The sequence below is a fragment of the Paenibacillus sp. FSL R7-0273 genome, from assembly GCF_000758625.1.
Lineage (GTDB): Bacteria > Bacillota > Bacilli > Paenibacillales > Paenibacillaceae > Paenibacillus_AQ.
Genome location: NZ_CP009283.1, coordinates 2,215,801 through 2,235,499 on the forward strand (window position 1 = coordinate 2,215,801; position 19,699 = coordinate 2,235,499).

At 50.4% G+C, this 19,699-nt stretch carries 8 protein-coding genes; 4 read left to right on the plus strand and 4 right to left on the minus strand.

Annotated features, from left to right (window positions below; translation table 11 throughout):
- Window positions 1–25: 25 nt before the first annotated feature.
- The 3 genes from R70723_RS09415 to R70723_RS09425 all read right to left on the minus strand — a co-directional run bounded on the left by R70723_RS09415 (window position 26) and on the right by R70723_RS09425 (window position 4,950).
- On the minus strand, window positions 26–2,344 hold the full coding sequence (locus R70723_RS09415) for a glycoside hydrolase family 65 protein (RefSeq protein ID WP_039871588.1): 2,319 nt from the start codon (window positions 2,342–2,344) through the stop codon (window positions 26–28).
- Between the two features lie 545 nt (window positions 2,345–2,889).
- Window positions 2,890–3,552 (minus strand): beta-phosphoglucomutase, encoded by a 663-nt coding sequence (gene pgmB / locus R70723_RS09420; protein ID WP_039871589.1) that lies wholly within the window; start codon window positions 3,550–3,552, stop codon window positions 2,890–2,892.
- Window positions 3,553–3,912: 360 nt separating this feature from the next.
- Window positions 3,913–4,950: a LacI family DNA-binding transcriptional regulator gene (locus tag R70723_RS09425; RefSeq protein ID WP_039871591.1), complete on the minus strand. Its 1,038-nt coding sequence runs from the start codon at window positions 4,948–4,950 to the stop codon at window positions 3,913–3,915.
- 672 nt (window positions 4,951–5,622) lie between these two features.
- On the opposite strand from R70723_RS09425, the gene R70723_RS09430 reads away from it, so the two are divergent.
- Window positions 5,623–13,251: a pullulanase gene (locus R70723_RS09430; RefSeq protein WP_039871593.1), complete on the plus strand. Its 7,629-nt coding sequence runs from the start codon at window positions 5,623–5,625 to the stop codon at window positions 13,249–13,251.
- Between the two features lie 292 nt (window positions 13,252–13,543).
- On the opposite strand, the gene R70723_RS09435 is transcribed toward R70723_RS09430, so the two are convergent.
- Window positions 13,544–15,289, minus strand: coding sequence for an alpha-glycosidase (locus tag R70723_RS09435; RefSeq protein WP_039871594.1), 1,746 nt, complete (start codon window positions 15,287–15,289; stop codon window positions 13,544–13,546).
- Between the two features lie 742 nt (window positions 15,290–16,031).
- On the opposite strand from R70723_RS09435, the gene R70723_RS09440 reads away from it, so the two are divergent.
- From R70723_RS09440 to R70723_RS09450, 3 genes are all read left to right on the plus strand, one after another.
- Complete coding sequence (locus R70723_RS09440) at window positions 16,032–17,357, plus strand: sugar ABC transporter substrate-binding protein (protein ID WP_039871596.1); 1,326 nt, start codon at window positions 16,032–16,034, stop codon at window positions 17,355–17,357.
- Window positions 17,358–17,472: 115 nt separating this feature from the next.
- On the plus strand, window positions 17,473–18,786 hold the full coding sequence (locus tag R70723_RS09445) for a sugar ABC transporter permease (RefSeq protein WP_039871598.1): 1,314 nt from the start codon (window positions 17,473–17,475) through the stop codon (window positions 18,784–18,786).
- A complete protein-coding gene (locus R70723_RS09450; RefSeq protein WP_179088036.1) occupies window positions 18,783–19,628 on the plus strand; it encodes a sugar ABC transporter permease in 846 nt (281 codons plus the stop codon). The genes R70723_RS09445 and R70723_RS09450 overlap by 4 nt, the downstream gene beginning before the upstream one ends.
- The last annotated feature ends 71 nt before the right edge of the window (window positions 19,629–19,699 follow it).

A 19,699-nucleotide genomic window follows, 5' to 3' on the forward strand; every position in this document is an offset into this window, starting at 1 on the left:
ACATAAGCCCCGGGGCCGCCAAAAATTATGCCGTTACCGAGGAACCTTCAGCCGTAACGCTGCCGAGCCCGTTCACAGTATACTCTTTGCCATGAATCGTAAGTGCCGCCGGTACATCGGTTTCATTGGTTACCGTAATCTGTGCATCGGTAACGTTAACCTTGAGCCGTGAGCCGCGGAACATGATTTTGAACGAATACGAGGTCCAGTGGCCCGGGTTGGACGGGTTCAGGATCAGCCGGTCTGCCAGAACGCGCAATCCGCCGAAGCCGTGTACTACCGACATCCACGTACCCGCCATACTGGTGGTGTGGCAGCCGTCTTCCGTATCGTTGTTATAGTTGTCGAGATCCAGCCGGGAAGTACGCAGGTACATTTCATAGGCTTTTTCCTTGTAGCCAAGCTCGCAGGCCAGAATGGCATGAATGCAAGGGGACAGGGAGGACTCGTGGACGGTAATCGGCTCGTAGAAGTCGAAATTACGTTTTTTCGTATCCAGATCATAACGGTCACCCAGGAAGTAGAGCCCCTGAAGGACATCGGCCTGCTTGATGTAGCAGGAGCGAAGGATGCGGTCCCAGGACCATTTCTGGTTGAGCGGCAGATTCTCCGGAGCCACTTCCTTCACCGGAATGATTTCCTTATCAAGGAAGCCGTCCTGCTGCAGGAAGATGCCGAGCTCCTCGTCCGACGGATAGTACATTTTGCTGATCATTTCAGTCCACTTGGAGGGCTCGCTGTCCTGCAGCTCCAGCTTATCAACCAGCTCTGCGTAACGCGCAGCTTCGTTCTCCTGCAGGTACTTCAGCGCTTCGAGCGTATACTCCATCGTCCAGGCTGCGATCCGGTTCGTGTACCAGTTGTTGTTGACGTTGTTCTCGTATTCGTTCGGGCCGGTAACGCCCAGCATTACGTACTGGTCCTTGCGCGGCACATAATGCACGCGTTCCTCCCAGAAGCGGGAGATTTCCACCAGTACTTCAAGCCCGTACTGGCCGAGGTAAGCCTTGTCGCCGGTGTAGTTCACATAGTTGTAGATGGCATGGGCAATCGCCCCGTTGCGGTGAATCTCTTCAAAGGTAATTTCCCACTCGTTGTGGCATTCCTCACCGTTCATGGTCACCATCGGGTAGAGGGCACCTTTTTTGAAGCCGAGCTTGCGCGCGTTTTCTTTAGCCTTCTCCAGATGCTTGTAGCGGTAGATCAGCAGGTTGCGCGAGATACTGGAATCCGCAGTACTCAGATAGAACGGCACGCAATAAGCTTCGGTATCCCAGTAGGTGCTGCCGCCGTATTTTTCACCCGTAAAGCCCTTAGGCCCGATGTTCAGACGGTCATCCTCACCGGTATAGGTCTGATTCAGCTGGAAAATGTTGAAGCGGATCGCCTGCTGCGCCGACACGTCTCCTTCAATAATAATGTCGCTTTCCTTCCATTTGTCGCCCCAGACAGCAGCCTGCTCATTGAGCAGGGTAACAAAACCGGCTTCACGCGCACCCGACAAGGCGCTGTGGGCGGCTTCAACAAGCTGACCCAGGCCGTAATTGCGGGAGGTTACATTGGCGGCATACTTATAAATAACCACCTGGTCGCCGGACTGCACAGAAAGCGCTACTTTACTTCCGACATATTTCTCCTGCTCCAGCGCTTCAGCGCCCGCTGTAACCTTTTCACCGTTAACCATAATGTCAAAAGCGAAGGCCGAAGTCACATGGAAATCGAGCTTTTTCGTTTTGAGCGTCAGATAGCCGCCTTCCGTACCGCTTTTCTTCTCTACTTCATTCCAGAATTTTTCGTCATAGTTGGAGTCCTTGTTCTTAATGTCTCCGTCGAGGTAAGGAGTAACCGTAAGCGTTCCGGCGAAATTCAGCGGAGTAACCGCATAACGGATTGCGCCGATCTCATGACGGGCCATGCTGACGATGCGGATGCTCTCCACCTGTACCTGCTTGCCGTCCTCCAGCTCAGCAGTAAAGCTGCGGAACAGTGTGCCTTCCTTCATATTAAGTACACGGCGGAACTGGGTCACGGTGCTGGCTGCCAGATCAAGCGCTGTCCCGTCGATATCAATGTTGATTCCGATCCAGTTGGTGCTGTTCAGTACCTTGGCAAAATACTCCGGATAGCCGTTTTTCCACCAGCCGACCCGGGTTTTATCCGGATAGTACACGCCTGCCATGTAGCTGCCCTGCAGGCTGTGGCCGCTGTACTGCTCTTCAAAGTTGGCTCTGCCGCCCATGTAGCCGTTACCGATGCTGAAAATACTTTCGGAAATTTCCTGGGTATGCGGATCAAAGGATTCTTCAATGATGGACCATTCATCAATTTTGAGATATTGTTTCATTGTTTTTTGGCTCCTTTTAAATGAGGGATGAAGATATAAGAATGAATCAAAGAATTTGTATTAGCATTACGGTGACAGTCGCGCTACTGCGCAGAATGTTTGGACTTCCGGCCGTCTTGACAGATTTCTACCGATTTATAGATTAAACTATTAATTTTCAATATTGGATTAGTCGTGACTCCAGAGAATGTTTGGACTTCCGGCCGCTGTTGTCTTCAGATTTCAGGATCTATTCCGCTATTTAGCGGTAGAAATCTGAAGACAAGCGTATGCTTCCGTAGCGAGCTTTTCTGCGAAAAGCTTTCAGGCGGACGCTAACGCTCCTACAGTTCCAAACTTCTCCTCCGCCCCTTTTCCTTTATTGGTTATTTTCCAGTTTAATTGCAGCGGTTGAAATCTTAAACATAGCGGACGCTAGCGCTCCTACAGTTCCAAACTTCTGCTCCGCAGCTCCGACACCATAATCCCAATAACGTATTTTTAATTCATTTTATAAAAGAGTAGGGCAGAAACGGACTCGTATCACAATTACCAGTTAATATTCATCAAACCGCTGCAAACCATTCTCCCAGCTTGGATACGCTGACCTGGGCGAGGGAAGGGACTACAGCATTCGCACCGGACAGGGTTTCCGGTGAGCCGATGCCGATGCTGCGCATCCCGGCACGGGTTGCGGCAAGGATTCCGGCTTCGGCATCCTCGAACACGACACAATGCTCAGGGGCAATGCCAACCGCCTGTGCGCCCAGCAGGAATACTTCAGGGTCCGGCTTGGCGGCGCTGGTGTGTGTCCCGTCGATGATTGCATCGAAGTAGGGAGTCAGGCCGGTGTTGTTCAGGATAGCCATCGCATTTTTGCTGGCAGATCCCAGGGCAACCTTGATTCCGGCCTCGCGGCATTCCTGCAGGAAGGAGAGGGCGCCGGGCAGAATTTCGGAGCTGTCCATTTTGGAGATGTATTCGACATAACGGTTGTTTTTCTGCTCGGCATAACGCGCTTTGTCTTCTTCACTGAACGTTAGTCCGCCGATCTCCAGCAGAATATCCAGCGAGGCTGCCCGGCTGACACCCTTGAGCCGCTCATTGTCCTGCTCGGTGAATATAAAGCCAAGCCCGTCGGCCAATTCTCTCCAGGCGATAAAATGATATTTGGCGGTGTCTACGAGTACGCCGTCCAGATCGAACAGGCAGGCTTTGATTTCTGACATGTTGAACCTCCTAAAAGTTTTGTGAGCGTTACTTCCTGAAATCCTTCGTACAAAACTCGCTTCGAAAGCATGGGCTAAGTTTTGTGAGCGTTGCTTCCCGAAATCCTTCGTACAAAACTCGCTTCGAAAGCATGGACTAAGTTTTGTGAGCTGTGCTTCTTGAAATCCTTCGTACAAACCCGCTTTAGAAGCATAGCTATTGTTAGCGCTTGCTTACATCAGTTTTTGTCTATAGAACTAGCTTCGGTAAGATGGTGCCGGTTTTGTATAGCTGTCACCGAAATTTAGCGCAAACGTTTGTACAATATTCGAAAAAATAAATGAAGCAACGGACTGCTTCATTTACTCTTGAATCATGAATCATTTCTTCCCTGGAGCATACATGGATGACTCTCTCACGATCAGACGGTGGGGAATGACAAAACGGTTCGTATATCCAGGATCATTATCCGGCTTCTGAATGGTCTGAATCAGCACCTGTGAAGCCGTATATCCCAGATGATAAATACCGATGTCTATACTGCTGATTGGCGGGCTGGACAATTCCGAGAGCGGAATATTGTTAAAGCTGACAATCGCCAGATCCTCGGGAACCTTGTATTTCAGCTCATTCAGTCCGCGCAGCACACCGAAGGATACCATATCATCGACTGCGACCAGCGCGGTCGGGCGGTTCGGGAGATTCATGAAGAATGACATCGCCCGGTAGCCGCTGTCCTGCAGAAACTCGCCTTCCACAATCCATTCGGGCCGCATCTCCAGGCCGCTGCTCTGCATAGCCTTGCGGTATCCTTCAAGACGGTCGCGGGAAACGATCAGGTTAGGCGGTCCGCTGACAAAGCCGATACGCTCATGACCCATGGAAATCAGATGATTCACGGCGTCAAAGGCTGCCATGACATTGTCGTTATCCACGGATAATATATCCTCATAGCGGTCGCTTCGTCCAACCAGGACAAACGGATAACCGCCGGATTCGAGAAAATCAATAACCGCATCATCTTTACGTGAATACAGCAGAATAACGCCGTCAACACGGCGTCCCTTGAGCAGCCGGGAAACAGCTTCAAGCTCTTCCTTCTCGTTCGCGCCGGAGCTGATCAGCACATCATAGCCTGAACGGCTTGACTGGGTGACTATCCCGCGGATCAATTCCATAAAGAACAGATTGGAGAAAAGCTCCTCAGCCGGCTTTGGCAGGATGATGCAAATGCTGTTGGTCGTTTTCGAAACCAGGCTCTTTGCCATCATGTTCGGAGTATAGCCCATTTCCTCCATGATCGTTTTCACTTTACGGGAAGTTTCTAGGCTGATTCTGGGATGACCTGACAACACCCGGGATACCGTGGAGGGAGAAACTCCCGCTTTCTTAGCCACATCCTTGATGGTAACTGTCATAGAAACCTCCTTCATGGAACCGTTTGCTTTACACAGTAATATTAATCGAAGTGCTGATAATTGTAAATAGAAAAAGTCCTTGGACACGCTGTTTTGCAGCGTTTTTTGAATAATCCTAAGGATTTGTGTGTTGTTTTTGTATGATTTTACAACAGGATCAGATAAATATGCGGAAAAAACCGTTAGATAAGAGAACTCGGGCCGCTATATTATAAAATCAGCAGAAATGGTATGTGCAAACGATTTTCGCTGAGAAACGTACCTGTTTTCGGTGTGTGGTACATGATTTTGTGCAATTTTGTGCAAAAGGGCAATGAGATTATCTAAAATACCGAAGCATAAATTTTTTATAAAAAATAAGATAACCGTGTTGACAACGCTTTAAATCTAGGATTAATATGGTAAACAGAACTTAAAAGCGCTTACAACAACGTTTTTTCTGCAGCATATGCTGTAAAACCGGCAATTTAGATGCTGCAGCTTCTTTTATGCTTTATTGCAAACGTTTGCGCTAATCTTCAATGACAGGAATGTATACTGCTGCTATTTCAAAAAGGAGGATGCAGGCTTACATCGGTTTAAGCAGCCGCTACGGAAAAGTGAACCCATTCACGGCATGGTGCTATCCCGCGTTCAGCGGAATCAATCTTACATTTAGGGGGGCTTTTTGGAATGAAACTGGCTTCATGGAGCAAAAAGATGTTCGCTATCAGTATGATCGTCGTTCTGGTGTGCTCCTATTTTAGTTTTCCGGCATCTACGGTACAGGCGGCAGCAACGAGGGCAGTACTGGTAGGCTCGCTTCAATCCGAGCTGTCTACGGAGACCAACCAGACTGGCGACTGGAATCCGGATACTACGGTTACTGAAATGACTTATTTGGACAACGGCACTTATATGTTTACAGGAACACTGCCGGCGGGCACTTATGAATATAAGGTAGCGCTAAACGGCACGTGGGATGAAAGCTATGGCTACAGCAGCTATACCAATCCTCAGGGCGTAGACAAAGAAGGCAATATTGTTCTTACGCTGGCTGCGGATGCTGCGGTGACCTTTTATTACAACGATGTTACTAAGAAAATAGCTGATTCTACGTATTACACACGACTTGATCAGAACAAACTGCCAAGGCTTACAGGCTCTCTGCAGACTGAGCTTGGTGATGCAAATGACCATTCGGCGGCAGATGCCCGCACCTTGCTGACGGATACTAATTTTGACAGCGTTTACGAGCAGACGGTGAATCTGCCTCAGGGCGGTTATGTGTATCAGATTTTTGTACCGGGAGCGTCTGCGGACGAGGATAAGCTTTATCCTGCGGCTGAGCAGAGCCTTGATCTTCCGGCCGATCTTCCGGTCACCTTCCGTTACAATGCGCTGACGCATGAGGCGGGCGCCAAATTTACGGCTCCGGTAAATCCGGGCACTGTAACACCTGTTGCGGAAGGAAGCATGCGAATTCACTACAACCGTCCGGCTGGCGATTATGCCGATCAGGGCCTGTGGCTGTGGGACGATGTGGCTTCCGGCTCAGATGGCTGGCCATCCGGGGCAACTGCTTTTCCTGAAGGTCAGGTGGATGCCTACGGTGCTTATGTAGATATTCCGTTAAAAGAAGGCGCCAAAAAAATCTCTTTCCTCGTCGTTAACCGCACCAATGAGGCTAAAGACAGCGGGGATAAAACCTTCCTGATCAACACTCCGCAAACGAATGAAATCTGGATTAAGCAGGGCAGCGATCAAGTAACGCCTTACGAACCGGTGAGTCTGCCTGCAAATACTGTCCGGGTTCACTATATCAGAGCGGATCACAAGCAAAGTGATTTCGGTTTGTGGACCTGGGAGGACGTAGCACAGGCTCCGGCTAAATGGCCGACGGATGCAGTTATGTTCCCGGCTGAGAATACAGACCGTTTCGGTGCATATGTGGATATTCCGCTAAAAGAAAATGCAAAAAAACTGGGCTTCCTTGTAGTCAATCCTTCAAACGAAGCGAAAGACGGCGGAGATAAAGCGTTCAGTCTGCTTGACCGCTACAATCAGCTGTGGATCAAAGAGGGCGACAATACGGTTTATGTCTCTCCGTTCGGCGAGCAGCCTATAGGGCTTGTATCGGCTGAAGTGCTGTCCGCCAGCAGGCTGCTGCTCGGATTTACACTTACCGACGGACTTGATGCTGCAGCGCTGAAGAGTGCAATCACTGTAAAGGACAAGGACGGTGCTCCCGTCAGCATCGCTGCAGTGAAGATTACCGGAACGTCTTCAATCGAAGTGGACACAGAGGCTTTTGACCTGGAGAAGACACCGCTGAGTGTCACCTATTCAGGTAAAACAGTGTCCGCATCCAGCGGCTGGAGAATGCTTGATGAGATGTACCATTACACCGGAGATGATCTGGGAGCGACTTATCATGCCGCCGACCAATCGGCAACATTGAAGCTGTGGGCACCTGTGGCCAGCTCGGTTACAGTCAATGTGTACAGCAAGACGGATGCCACCAAGCATGTCGGCAATGCTGCCCTTACCCGGGGTGAGCAGGGCGTCTGGTCTACAGTCCTGACAGCAGCCGATATCACCGGAGTCAGCGGTGAAAAGGATGTCCGCGGCTACTACTATCAGTATGAAGTGACCAACCACGGTGTTACGAAGCCGGTGCTTGATCCTTACGCCAAATCAATGGCTGTATTCACGGTTGATTCCAGCGGTGCAGCTGGTCCCGACGGGGATATAGTCGGCAAAGCGGCCATCGTTGATCTGAGCCAGACGAATCCTGAAGAAGTTCATCCGGCAAATATTGAGGGCTATGAAAAGCGTGAGGATGCCGTTATCTACGAGGTCCATATCCGCGATTTCACCTCGGATGTCTCGATTGAGAGCAGTCTGAACGGCGAACGCTGGGGCTCTTATGACGCTTTTGCTACCAAGCTGGATTATATCAAGTCAATGGGTGTAACCCACATTCAGCTGCTCCCAGTAATGGCCTGGTATTACGGGGATGAAACGAAGATGGGGGAAAGAGAAACAGCCTATTCCGCACAAAATAACGAGTACAACTGGGGTTATGATCCGCACAGCTACTTCTCCCCGGATGGCGCCTATTCAGAAAATCCTGCTGATCCCGAAGAACGGATCAAGGAGCTGAAGGGCCTGATCGATGCGGTGCATGAAGCCGGAATGGGTGTCATTCTGGATGTTGTGTATACACATATGGCCAAAAAAGACTTCCTCGACGACATTGTGCCAAATTACTATGCGTTCCAGGATGCAAATGGCAACTTTATCGGCGGCTTCGGCAATAACCTGGCCACTAATCACAAAATGGCCGAGAAGCTGATGATTGATTCCGTTAAATATTGGTTCAGCGAGTACAAAATCGACGGCATGCGCTGGGATATGATGGGCGATGCTACGCAGGATGCGGTGCAGGCGGCCTATGATGCCGCGCAGGCAATCAATCCGCAGGCGCTGTTTATCGGCGAAGGCTGGGTAACGTTCGGCGGCGCGGCTTCTGATCCGTCACTTGCCGGCCAGGGTGCCGACCAGCAGTGGATGGACAAAACCGACAGCGTCGGCGTCTTCTCCGATGAGTTCCGCAATGAGCTGAAATCAGGCTTCGGATCGGAAGGTGAGCCGAGATTTATTACAGGCGGAGCACGCTCCATTGCGACCATCCTGAATAATATCAAAGCCCAGCCGTCCAACATTCCGGCGGATGATCCGGGTGATGTGGTGCCTTATATCGAGGCGCATGACAATCTCACCCTGCATGATGTCATTGCCCAGTCCATCAAGAAAGACCCGGCAATTCCGGCTAATGAGCTGGAAATTCAGCAGCGGATCCGTATTGGCAATACACTGGAGCTGACTTCACAGGGAACGGCCTTTATGCAGGCCGGCCAGGAATACGGGCGTACCAAGCAGTGGCACGGTACAGGCGTACCTGAACAAAAGTATACCGAGATGAAGGATGCGGACGGCCAGTTCTTTGGCTATTTTATCCATGATTCTTATGATTCCTCGGACGCAGTCAACATGTTTGACTGGTCTAAAGTAACGGATGAAGTGAATTATCCGGTACAGAATACGACCAAGGATTACACGGCAGGTCTTATTCAGCTTAGAAAGTCCTCCGATGCCTTCCGCCTGGGTGATAAGAGCCTGGTGGATTCCAATGTTACATTGATTCAGTCACCGGAGATGAAGGCAACCGATCTCGTAATCGGCTACAAGAATAAAGCAACAGACGGAACAGGTATCTACTATGTGTTCGTTAACGCTGATGATGAAGCAAGAACGCTTACGTTGTCAGAAGATCTCACTAAAGGTATAGTGCTTGCTGATGATGACCAGGCAGGAGTGACGGCAATTCCGGCTGAAGAGCAGACCGGGTTCGCGCTTACCGGAGCATCGATTCAGCTGCAGCCGCTTACTGCAGTGATCATCCGTATGGATGCAGCGGCAGCGGTATTTACTTCGGTAGAGGCAGACAGTGCAGCGTATTCACTACAGGCGGGCACCAGCCATCAGACCGCTGCATATGCCAAATATGACGACGGAAGCAAACGCAATATTACAAAAACTGCGGTCTATACTTCTGACAAACCGGAAGTAGCCAGTGTTTCAGCTCAGGGGATTGTGACCGGACTCAAAGCCGGGACGGCTAATATAACGATTACCTACGGCGGTAAGTCGACAGTGGTAACCGTTAAAGTAGTCACTGAGACAGTGGACAACAAACGTTATGTTGAATTTACCTATGTACGTGCAGACGAGGATTATACCGACTGGAATATCTGGGTCTGGAATACTGGCGCGAAGAATGACCAGATTGATTTCACCACCTTCAAGGATGGTAAAGCCAGTGTATTGATTGAAGTTGCCCAGAATGCTACCAGCGTAGGCTTTGTTCTGCGCAAGGGCACTGACTGGAATACAGGTAAACAGGATTATCCGGATGACCGGGTTATTCCGCTGACGGCTGGTGAGAGCTATACCAAGGTCATTGTAAGCAGCATGGTGAAGGGGCTGGATATCAAGCCGTTTATCAGCGGTCCGGTGATCAAGGACGGAACCATTACCTTCATGTACCGTGATGAGGCGCTGTTCCGCAGCGGCAATCAGCAGGCTATTGAGGCAGCTGCTGTTAAGGTAAACGGTGCTGAATATCCAATGACTTACGACGCCGCCAACGAGTGGTTCAGCTATCAGCTGACAGGCGTAGAGACAGGAACCTACAAGTACACCTTCCTGATCATAAAAGACGGGGTTACCGAAGAGCTGACTGATCCTAAGAATACAGCCGGCGGCGTATCCTCAGTAACCTATCACAAGCCGGAGGTTACCGTTACAGCGACAGCAGCACCGCAGGCGGTTAACTCTAATGAAAATGCTGTAGTTACCATTACAGCCGTTTCCGCTGAGGAAGTCTCCTATAAAGACGGGTATATGGATCTGACTGCGCTTGGCGGACCGGCCAAGGTTCAGATTGATACCAGCCTGATGAAGCAGACGGTTGCAGTAGAAGATCAAGTGGCGGCGGGTATTAAAACCATTCCGGTTACACTTGTTGACGAGTACGGCAACACGCATAAAGGCTCAGCCACGCTTGAAGTTAAGGCCAGAACCTACAGCGGGGATAAGCTTGACTTTGACTGGGATGAGGCGCGGATCTATTTTGCGCTGACTGACCGCTTCGCGGACGGCGACCCTTCCAACAATGTGAATGTGGACAAAAGCCATCTGGAGGCCTACCACGGCGGCGATTTCCAGGGTATGATTGATCACCTCGATTATCTAGAGGAGCTCGGCATCAATACACTCTGGATTACGCCGATTGTCGATAACATCGATTTCAATAAAGGTGTCGGATTCGGCGGTACCCAGTACGGCTACCACGGCTACTGGGCCAAGGATTTCACCCAGCTCGATGAGCATCTCGGTGATATGGACACCTTCAAGGCATTAATTGAACAGGCGCATGACAGAGGCATCAAGATTATGGTCGACGTTGTCCTTAACCATGCAGGCTATGGCCTGAAGGAGAGCGACAATGAAGAAGGCGTAACGGCTGAAGATAAGGCGCGCTTCGAGGGCATGCTCCGCACAGACGGTGTATCCTCGGATACCGATCCGGTCAAGGGTGAACTGGCCGGACTGCCGGACTTCAAGACAGAAGATCCTGCGGTGCGCCAGCAGATCATTGACTGGCAGACCGGCTGGCTTGACAATGCGCGTACGGAGCGCGGGGATACGATCGATTATTTCCGTGTGGACACTGTTAAGCACGTAGAGACTACAACGTGGAAGGCATTCAAAAATGCTCTGACTGCCATCGATCCTGAATTCAAGCTGGTCGGTGAATACTTCGGCGGAACCATCGACAGTGACGGCGGAAATCTGCAGTCCGGCCAGATGGACAGTCTGCTTGACTTCGGCTTCAAGGGCGCAGCGAAAAGCTTCACCGACGGCAAAATTTCCGAGGTGGATGCTTATCTGCAGGACCGTGAGTCCAAGCTGGACAATACGAAGACTATGGCCCAGTTCTTGAGCAGCCATGACGAGAACGGCTTCCTCTCCGATTATGTAGGCGGAGATAAAGGCAAGCTGATGATCGCAGCAGCACTGCAGATTACGGCAAAGGGCCAGCCGGTAATCTATTATGGTGAAGAGCTTGGCCGTTCCGGCAGCAATGCCGGTGATATGTCGCAAGGGCAGTTCAGCGAGAACCGCAGCGATATGCCGTGGGATCAGCTGACCGCGGAGAAGGGGCTTCACGGCCATTACCAGAAGCTGCTGAATATCCGTGCCGAATACTCCAAGGTGTTCTCCAAGGGGATTCGTACAACACTTGCCGGCTCGGATGAGCTGGGATACCTGGCCTTTAACAAGCAGTATGGCGAAGAAAACGTTGTAACAGTAATCAATACGAAGACAGAGGCAATGTCTGTAAGCATCCCTGTGCAGTTTGCCGCAGGAGCAAAGGTAACGGATAAATACAGCGGCACAGCGTATACCGTATCTGCTGACCGGAAAGTGACACTGGATCTGCCGGGCAGAGCTGACGGGGGAACGGTTATTCTGGCAGCGGCGGCTGAAGTAACGCCGACGCCAACACCAGAGACATCACCAACACCGTCTCCAGTGGTCCTTCCCGGATCGATTCCGGGAGCAACTCCTGCACCTACACCGGATGCCGGTGTCCAGGTAATCAGTGCAGACAGTCTGAAAAATGCCAAGGACGGCAAAGTAAGCCTTGAAATTCCTGCAGCAGCAACGTCTGTCCTGCTGCCTGTCCAGGCTGCAGCTCTGCTGGGCACAAACGCTCTTGAACTGCAGATGGGCGGTCTAAGTGTGACTCTGCCAAACGCAGCTTTGCTTGAGCTGCAGAAATCAGTCAGCGGGCCGGATGCGGAAGGGGCTCAGATTAAGTTCAGCGTCAGCCCGCTTCAGGAAAGTGCAGCCGGCCAGCTGGTGAACGGGCTGAGCGATGCTTTTACAAGCGTAAGTGCAGCTTCAAAAATCTATGAATTCTCACTGTCAGTAGTTAAAAAGGACGGCACAAGCATTCCGGTATCTTCTTTCACAGCACCGGTTGAGCTATCCTTTACCATCAGCGGCAGCACAGATAAAGAGCTGACAGGTGTGTTCTTCATAGGTGAGAATAACAGTCCGGAGTATGTCCGCAGTGTGCTCAGCGGTAACCGGATTACTGCACAGGTGACGCATTTCAGTAAATATGCGCTGCTTGAGCTGAACAAATCGTTTGCAGACGTATCCGCTTCGCACTGGGCTTCACAGGCTGTTAAATCGCTTAGCGCCAAGCAGATTGTAACGGGCGTGTCGGAGTCGAAGTTCAATCCGAATGCTAATGTTACGCGTGCTGAATTTGCCGCACTGCTGATCCGCGCGCTGGGCATTGAAGCAGCCGGCCAGACCCGCTTCAGTGATGTTCAGGCAGATGTCTGGTATGCTCCTTATGTAGCTGCGGCTGTCAGCCAGGGCATTGTTTCAGGACGCAGCTCTGAGCTATTCGCACCGGATGCGGCAATCAGCCGTGAAGAAATGGCAGCTATGGTTATCCGTGCGCTTGAAGTGCTGCAGGGGCAGAAGGTAACTCCGGGCTCTTCCTCCGCAGGCTTTGCGGATGCAGACAGCATCAGCACATGGGCAGCTGTATACGTGAATACAGCCGCCGGTCTTGGGCTGGTGCAGGGCAGAGAAGGCAACCAGTTTGCGCCTAAAGCTAATATGACCCGTGCAGAAAGCGCCCAGGTTATCTACAAATTACTGGCTAAATAAGATTTATAGCCGGTTATATGAACACACGAAAGCAGCGATCCTCATTTAATGGGGACCGCTGCTTTGTGTTATGTTGCTCCGGCTTGATAAGCTTGATTTATTCCGGATACCGGATACCGGGCTGCCGATAAATGCGATTATACGGTCTATCCCCATCGTTTGATATAATTGAGTGTACCTATACCGACGCACCAAACAGCCCTCTCCGATTGCGGAAAAGGGCTGTTTGCCTGGTATTCGTTGGCGAAAGTCCAGCTAGTTTAACGGCCTGCCCTCAGAAACAATCCGCAGACTACAAAACGGCCTTAATTGCCGTGTACCCGTAAGCAGGGAGCTTAACGGACAGGGTGCCGCGCTCTGCGCGCAGGGAGTCACCGGTGAACAGGTTTTCCCAGCTGCGCTCTTCAACGTTAAGCCGGAAGGTCTGGGCGGTTTCCTCAGTGTTCATCAGGACGATGATGATTTCGTCGCCCAGGCTGCGTTCATAGGCGATTTTGCTTCCGCCCCGGCCGGCCTCCAGGAATCTGAAGGAGCCGCCGCGAAGGGCAGGATTACTGCCGCGGATTGAAATCAGCTGCTGGTAGAAGCTGAACAGATCACGGTCCTGCTTGGCCGGATCCCATTCCATGCATTTCCGGCAGCCCGGATCATTGTCGCCGTCCATGCCGAATTCATCGCCGTAGTAGATGCAAGGCGTACCCATGAAGGTGAACTGGAACAGTGCTGCCAGTTTGAACTTTTTCTTGTCGCCGCCGGCAAGCGTAAGGAGGCGTGCGGTATCATGGCTGTCCAGCAGATTGAAGGCAACCTCGCTGGCCTGCAGCGGATAACGGGACAGCTGTTTGCCGATCGCATTGGCAAAGGCTTCAGCATCAAGTGATCCGCCAATGAAGAAATCGAGCACGGCATCCGTAAACGGATAGTTCATAACCGCATCGAACTTGTCCCCCTCCAGCCATGGAGCAGATTCATGCCAGATTTCTCCGAGAATGTACGCCTCAGGATTCGCAGCTTTAACCACCTTGCGGAATTCACGCCAGAAGCCGTGATCCACTTCGTTGGCCACATCCAGGCGCCAGCCGTCGATGCCGACCTCTTTAATCCAGTACTCTGCTACCTTGAGCAGATATTCCTTTACTTCAGGGTTTTCTGTATTGAGCTTAGGCATATGCGGTTCAAATGAGAAGGCATCATAGTTCGGGACATTGTCCACGACCTGAAGCGGGAATTCGCGTACATGGAACCAGTCCTTATAACGGGAGTTCTCACCGTGCTCCAGTACATCTACAAACGGAGCGAAGGTTCTGCCTGAATGGTTGAATACGGCGTCCAGCAGAATGCGGATTCCGCGTTCATGGCAGGCATTAACCAGCTTCTTGAGCGTTTCAACATCGCCGAAATGCGGATCAACCTTCATATAGTCTTCGGTATCGTATTTATGGTTGGTGGTTCCGGCGAAGATCGGCGTGAAATAAATGCCTGTAATCCCCAGCTCAGTCAAATGATCAAGATGGTCGATTACGCCCTGAAGGTCACCGCCGAAGAAGTTTTCAGGAGTAGGTGTCCCGCCCCAGGGCTGAACATTCTCCGGGTTCAGGCTAGGGTCACCGTTGGCAAAACGCTCCGGGAAGATCTGATAGAACACGGCATCCTTAACCCAGGCCGGAGGTGTAAATACATCACCGCGGTTTATGTAAGGAAATTCAAACAGCCGGTTGGGATTTGCCGGGCGCTCTGTCTGGAAATCGCTTTCGGTCATCCAGATCCGCTCATGCCCCTTTTGCAGCAAGAAACCGTATTTCAAACGGCGGTACAGGGGAACGGATTCACACTCCCAGTAATCGAACATTGCATCGCTGGTGAACAGTTTCATCGGGATCAGCTCTTTGGTAGTGTCCCATGCATATTTATCCCCGGCCCAGGCAAATACTTCTGTAAGGTCCCCTTTTTTGGCACGCAGGCGCAGATGGATGGTTTCAAAGTCATAGGCGTAGGACCAGTTTAACCGCGGGCGGTGATATACAGCTTCAAGCAACATGATAATTCCTCCTAAAAGTTTTGTGAGCTGCGCTTCCAGAGATTCTCGTTATAAAAGAGGCTTAATGAATGCGGGCAATAGTGTTGTGCCTGTATGGCACTATGCTAATGCCAGAGTTGCACACATTATAAGGAAAATTGCCCATAGCAAAAAGGCACAACTCCAGCCTAAACTTGTCCGAGGTTGTCCCTGATAAGTAACATTGCCTTTTAGTTGTTGTAAGAACAAGGGCGCATGCTTCCACTGCCGCTGGCAGGGCTGGCTGCTCATAATGGTTTGGATTATAGCATGGAATAATTGGCCGTACAATACTCTTGTTCAAACCATTGCACTATTTTTCACGTGCGAGACTGCTTTTTTGCAGTGGAAATGAGGAGCAGGGCACACTTATCGTTGCATTTTACTGTTGGAAATATGAAATTCGGCTTAACTTCATGCTGTGCATGCTGTATTATAGAGTAAATAAGAGAAATCGTGTGAACGGGGGAGATAAATCGGCCTATTTTTACTGTAATCGCCCTAAATAGGCAAATATACACTGTGCAAACGTTTTAACAATTAACATTACTGTTGTATTATGAATTTATGAATGAAGCGCTTTCTAGAACTTGTTGAAGCGTATTCAGAAGGATGGTTGACAGACACACACATTTTTTTTGAATCTTCTGAAATCGTTTGCGCATGTTCTGCAGCATCATCTCAAGCACAAAAGGCGATATACAAATCGGGAGGGGTTAAAGGAATGAAGTTGAAAAAACTCATGGTGATCACCGCAACAGTCTCAATGGCAGCGTCCATTACAGCATGCGGCTCCGGCAACAATAATAACGGGGGAAATGCAGCGGCAACTAATGCTCCTGCGGATACTACAGCCACTAACGCACCTGCTACAAACAGCGGTGAGGCTGTAACTGATGAGGTTCTACCTGAAGAAGGCGCATCGCTGGTTGTCTGGGAAAGTAAAGAAGAGAGAAAATTTGCTGAAGAAATCGCTAAGCAATTTACCGAGAAATACAACGTCCCGGTTAAGATTGAAGAAATTCCGCCGCCGGACCAGGTGGGCAAGCTGACACAGGACGGACCATCCGGACTGGCAGCAGACGTTATTCTGATTCCGCATGATAACCTTGGTAAAGCTGCAAGCGCGAGCCTGCTGCTGCCAAATGATATTTTTGGAGAGCAGACCAAGGCTGAGAATACCGAAGCTTCGATCGTAGGTTCCTCCTATGACGGCGAACTGTACGGATACCCTAGAGCGGCTGAAACTTATGCACTCTACTACAATAAGACACTGCTGCCTGAAGCACCAAAAACCTTTGATGACGTTCTGGCCTTCAGCAAAACCTTCACTAACAAAGATCAGAACAAATACGGCATCATGTGGGAAGTCGGCAACATGTACTACGGCTATACCTTCATTGCTACTACCGGCGGCTACCTGTTCGGTAAAGACGGCACTGACAAGGACGATATCGGCCTGAACAACGAGGGTGCTATCGAAGGTCTGACTGCATTCGCCAAAGTTAAGGAAGCACTGCCAATCAAGAGCGGTGACATCAGCGCCGACATTAAGCGCGCCCTGTTCACCAGCGGCGACGTAGCGATGGACATCACAGGCCCTTGGGAGCTGGCAGCTTATAAAGAAGCACTTGGCGACAACCTGGGTGTTGCTCCGGTTCCGACTATTAACGGCAAACAGGCGATTACTTTCTCCGGTATCAAAATTTTCGGGGTTAACGCTTATACGCAATATCCGAACGCAGCTAAGCTGTATGCACACTTTGCTTCCAGCAAGGATTCACAGCTGACCCTGAACAAGCTGGTTGGTTCCATTCCAACTAACAATGAAGCACTTGCAGATGCTCAAATCACTGGCGACCCTTATGTATCCGCCTTTGCTGAACAGGCCAAGAGCTCGCAGCCAATGCCTTCCATCCCTGAAATGGGTAACGTATGGGCTCCTGTAAATGCGGCGCTTCCGGAAATCTGGGATAACAACGCTGATCCAAAAGCAGCAATGGACAAAGCAGTTCAGCAGATCAAGGATCTTAACAACGGTGCCCAGTAATAGCCTGAACGCTTAGCAGTAACAACCAATAGCAAACTGTGGAATGAATCGCCCGCCGAAGCTTCACCGGCGGGCAGTTTCCTGAATTCCGCGCGGAGAGGAGAACGGAAGGGAAATGCAGCGACACCGTACGAGAGCCGCAATACTGTCGACCGTATTTATGGGATTGGGACAAATATATAACCGCCAATTCATCAAGGGTATTATCTTCTTAGCAGTAGAGGCGTTAGGCCTTATTTATTTTATCAACAACCTTGGAAGAGCCATTTGGGGCATTACAACGCTGGGCGATACTCCAAACCGTCTTGAAAAAGTAAACGGCATTGCCAAAATGGTCGCAGGTGACCACTCTATCTTCATTATGATTGAGAGTCTGATTACTCTCCTGTTTTTTGTCATTATACTGGGTGCCTGGTATATAAACATTAGAGATGCTTATAAGATCGGAGCGGCACGTGATGCCGGTCTTGAGTCCAATACATTCAAGCAGACGGTCAGATATATTCTGGATTATAAATTTGCCCAGACGTTTCTGATTCTTCCCAGCATAGGCATTTTATTCTTTACGATCATGCCGATTATCTTTATGATCATGCTTGCCTTCACCAACTTTGCTGCACCGGATCATATTCCGCCTGCCAAGCTGGTCGACTGGGTCGGCTTTGAAACCTTCCGCAATTTGCTGTTCCTGAAAACATGGAGCGAAACCTTCTATGGCGTATTAACGTGGACGATCATCTGGGCGGTGCTCTCGACGGTTACTACATACTTCGGCGGCGTGCTTGTGGCGCTGCTGGTGAACCAGAAGGGAATCCGCTTTAAAGGCTTCTGGAGAATTATTCTGATTGTTCCGTATGCCGTTCCGCAGATGATCTCGCTGCTGCTCATGCGCAACCTGTTCAACGGGCAATTCGGTCCGATCAACCAGTATCTGGGCTATTTCGGGCTAGGCGGACTGCCATGGCTGACCGATCCGTTCTGGGCAAAGGTAACGGTTATCCTCGTTAATATGTGGGTAGGGATACCGGTATCCATGCTGCTGGTAATGGGTGTACTGACTACTATCCCGCGTGATATGTATGAAGCTGCTGAAGTAGACGGTGCTACAAACTATCAGAAATTCCGGATCATTACACTTCCGATGATTCTGTTCTCAACCGCACCTACACTGATCATGCAGTTTGCCGGCAACATCAATAACTTTAACGCCATTTACCTGCTGACAGGCGGTGCACCGGTTAACGGTAACTATCAATACGCCGGCTCAACCGACTTGCTGGTCACCTGGCTGTACAAATTGACATCTGACCAGAACAAAAATAATATGGCTTCCGCAATCGGGATTATCATCTTTATCATTGTGGCCGGATTCTCCCTGTACAATTACCGCCGGACCAAGTCATTTAAAGAGGAGGATATGATCCAATGATCGGACGCAAATTCGCGAATTTCGTACGCCTGGCTGCAAGCTATATTATTCTGATTGTTTTGGCGGTTGGAGCGCTGTATCCGGCTCTGTGGATTCTTCTGGCCTCTTTCCGTCCGGGGAAATCCCTGTACAGTAAGACACTTATTCCGGAGCAGTTCACTCTTTCCCATTACAAAGAGCTGTTTACTTCAGACGTGTACATGTTCGGCACCTGGTACACCAACACGCTGAAGATTGCCGTATTTTCCATGCTGATCGGCGTTTTGTTAACACTTCTAACAAGCTACGCCCTGTCAAGATTCCGGTTCAAAAGCCGCAAGACTACGATGTCAACCCTGCTGATTCTCGGGATGTTCCCGGGCTTCATGAGTATGATTGCCATCTACCTGCTGCTGAAGCAATTCGACCTGCTTGATACGCATCTGGCACTGATCATTGTGTATGCAGCGGGAGCGCCTCTGGGAGGAACCTTGATTGCCAAAGGCTTCCTCGATACCATACCGCGTTCACTGGATGAAGCGGCACGGATTGACGGCGCGAGCAACTTCGGGATTTTTACCCGGATTATCCTTCCGCTGTCCCGTCCGATGATTACCTATATGGCGCTGACCCAGTTTGTCGGCCCGTGGGTGGACTTCATCTTCGCCAAGCTGGTTCTGCGGACCAAGGAGAACTGGACGGTTGCAGTCGGGATGTGGGATATGGTCAACAGCCAGCAGAACTCGAACTTTACACTGTTCGCTGCAGGTGCGGTTATGATCTCCGTTCCAATTATGATTCTGTTCGGATTCCTGCAGCGTCTGCTGGTTGACGGTCTGACCGCAGGTGCCAGCAAAGGGTAAAACAACACAGCTTCAAATTTCCATGAAAACAGGGTACACCTTTATGCAGTTTAGTAAGGGGGTACCCTGTT

Excerpts from the sequence above, each read along its gene's own strand:
- R70723_RS09425 (WP_039871591.1), bottom strand. The coding sequence starts at position 4,950 with ATGACAGTTACCATCAAGGATGTGGCTAAGAAAGCGGGAGTTTCTCCC.
- R70723_RS09435 (WP_039871594.1), bottom strand. The coding sequence starts at position 15,289 with ATGTTGCTTGAAGCTGTATATCACCGCCCGCGGTTAAACTGGTCCTAC.
- R70723_RS09440 (WP_039871596.1), top strand. The coding sequence starts at position 16,032 with ATGAAGTTGAAAAAACTCATGGTGATCACCGCAACAGTCTCAATGGCA.
- R70723_RS09415 (WP_039871588.1), bottom strand. The coding sequence starts at position 2,344 with ATGAAACAATATCTCAAAATTGATGAATGGTCCATCATTGAAGAATCC.
- pgmB (WP_039871589.1), bottom strand. The coding sequence starts at position 3,552 with ATGTCAGAAATCAAAGCCTGCCTGTTCGATCTGGACGGCGTACTCGTA.
- R70723_RS09430 (WP_039871593.1), top strand. The coding sequence starts at position 5,623 with ATGAAACTGGCTTCATGGAGCAAAAAGATGTTCGCTATCAGTATGATC.
- R70723_RS09445 (WP_039871598.1), top strand. The coding sequence starts at position 17,473 with ATGCAGCGACACCGTACGAGAGCCGCAATACTGTCGACCGTATTTATG.
- R70723_RS09450 (WP_179088036.1), top strand. The coding sequence starts at position 18,783 with ATGATCGGACGCAAATTCGCGAATTTCGTACGCCTGGCTGCAAGCTAT.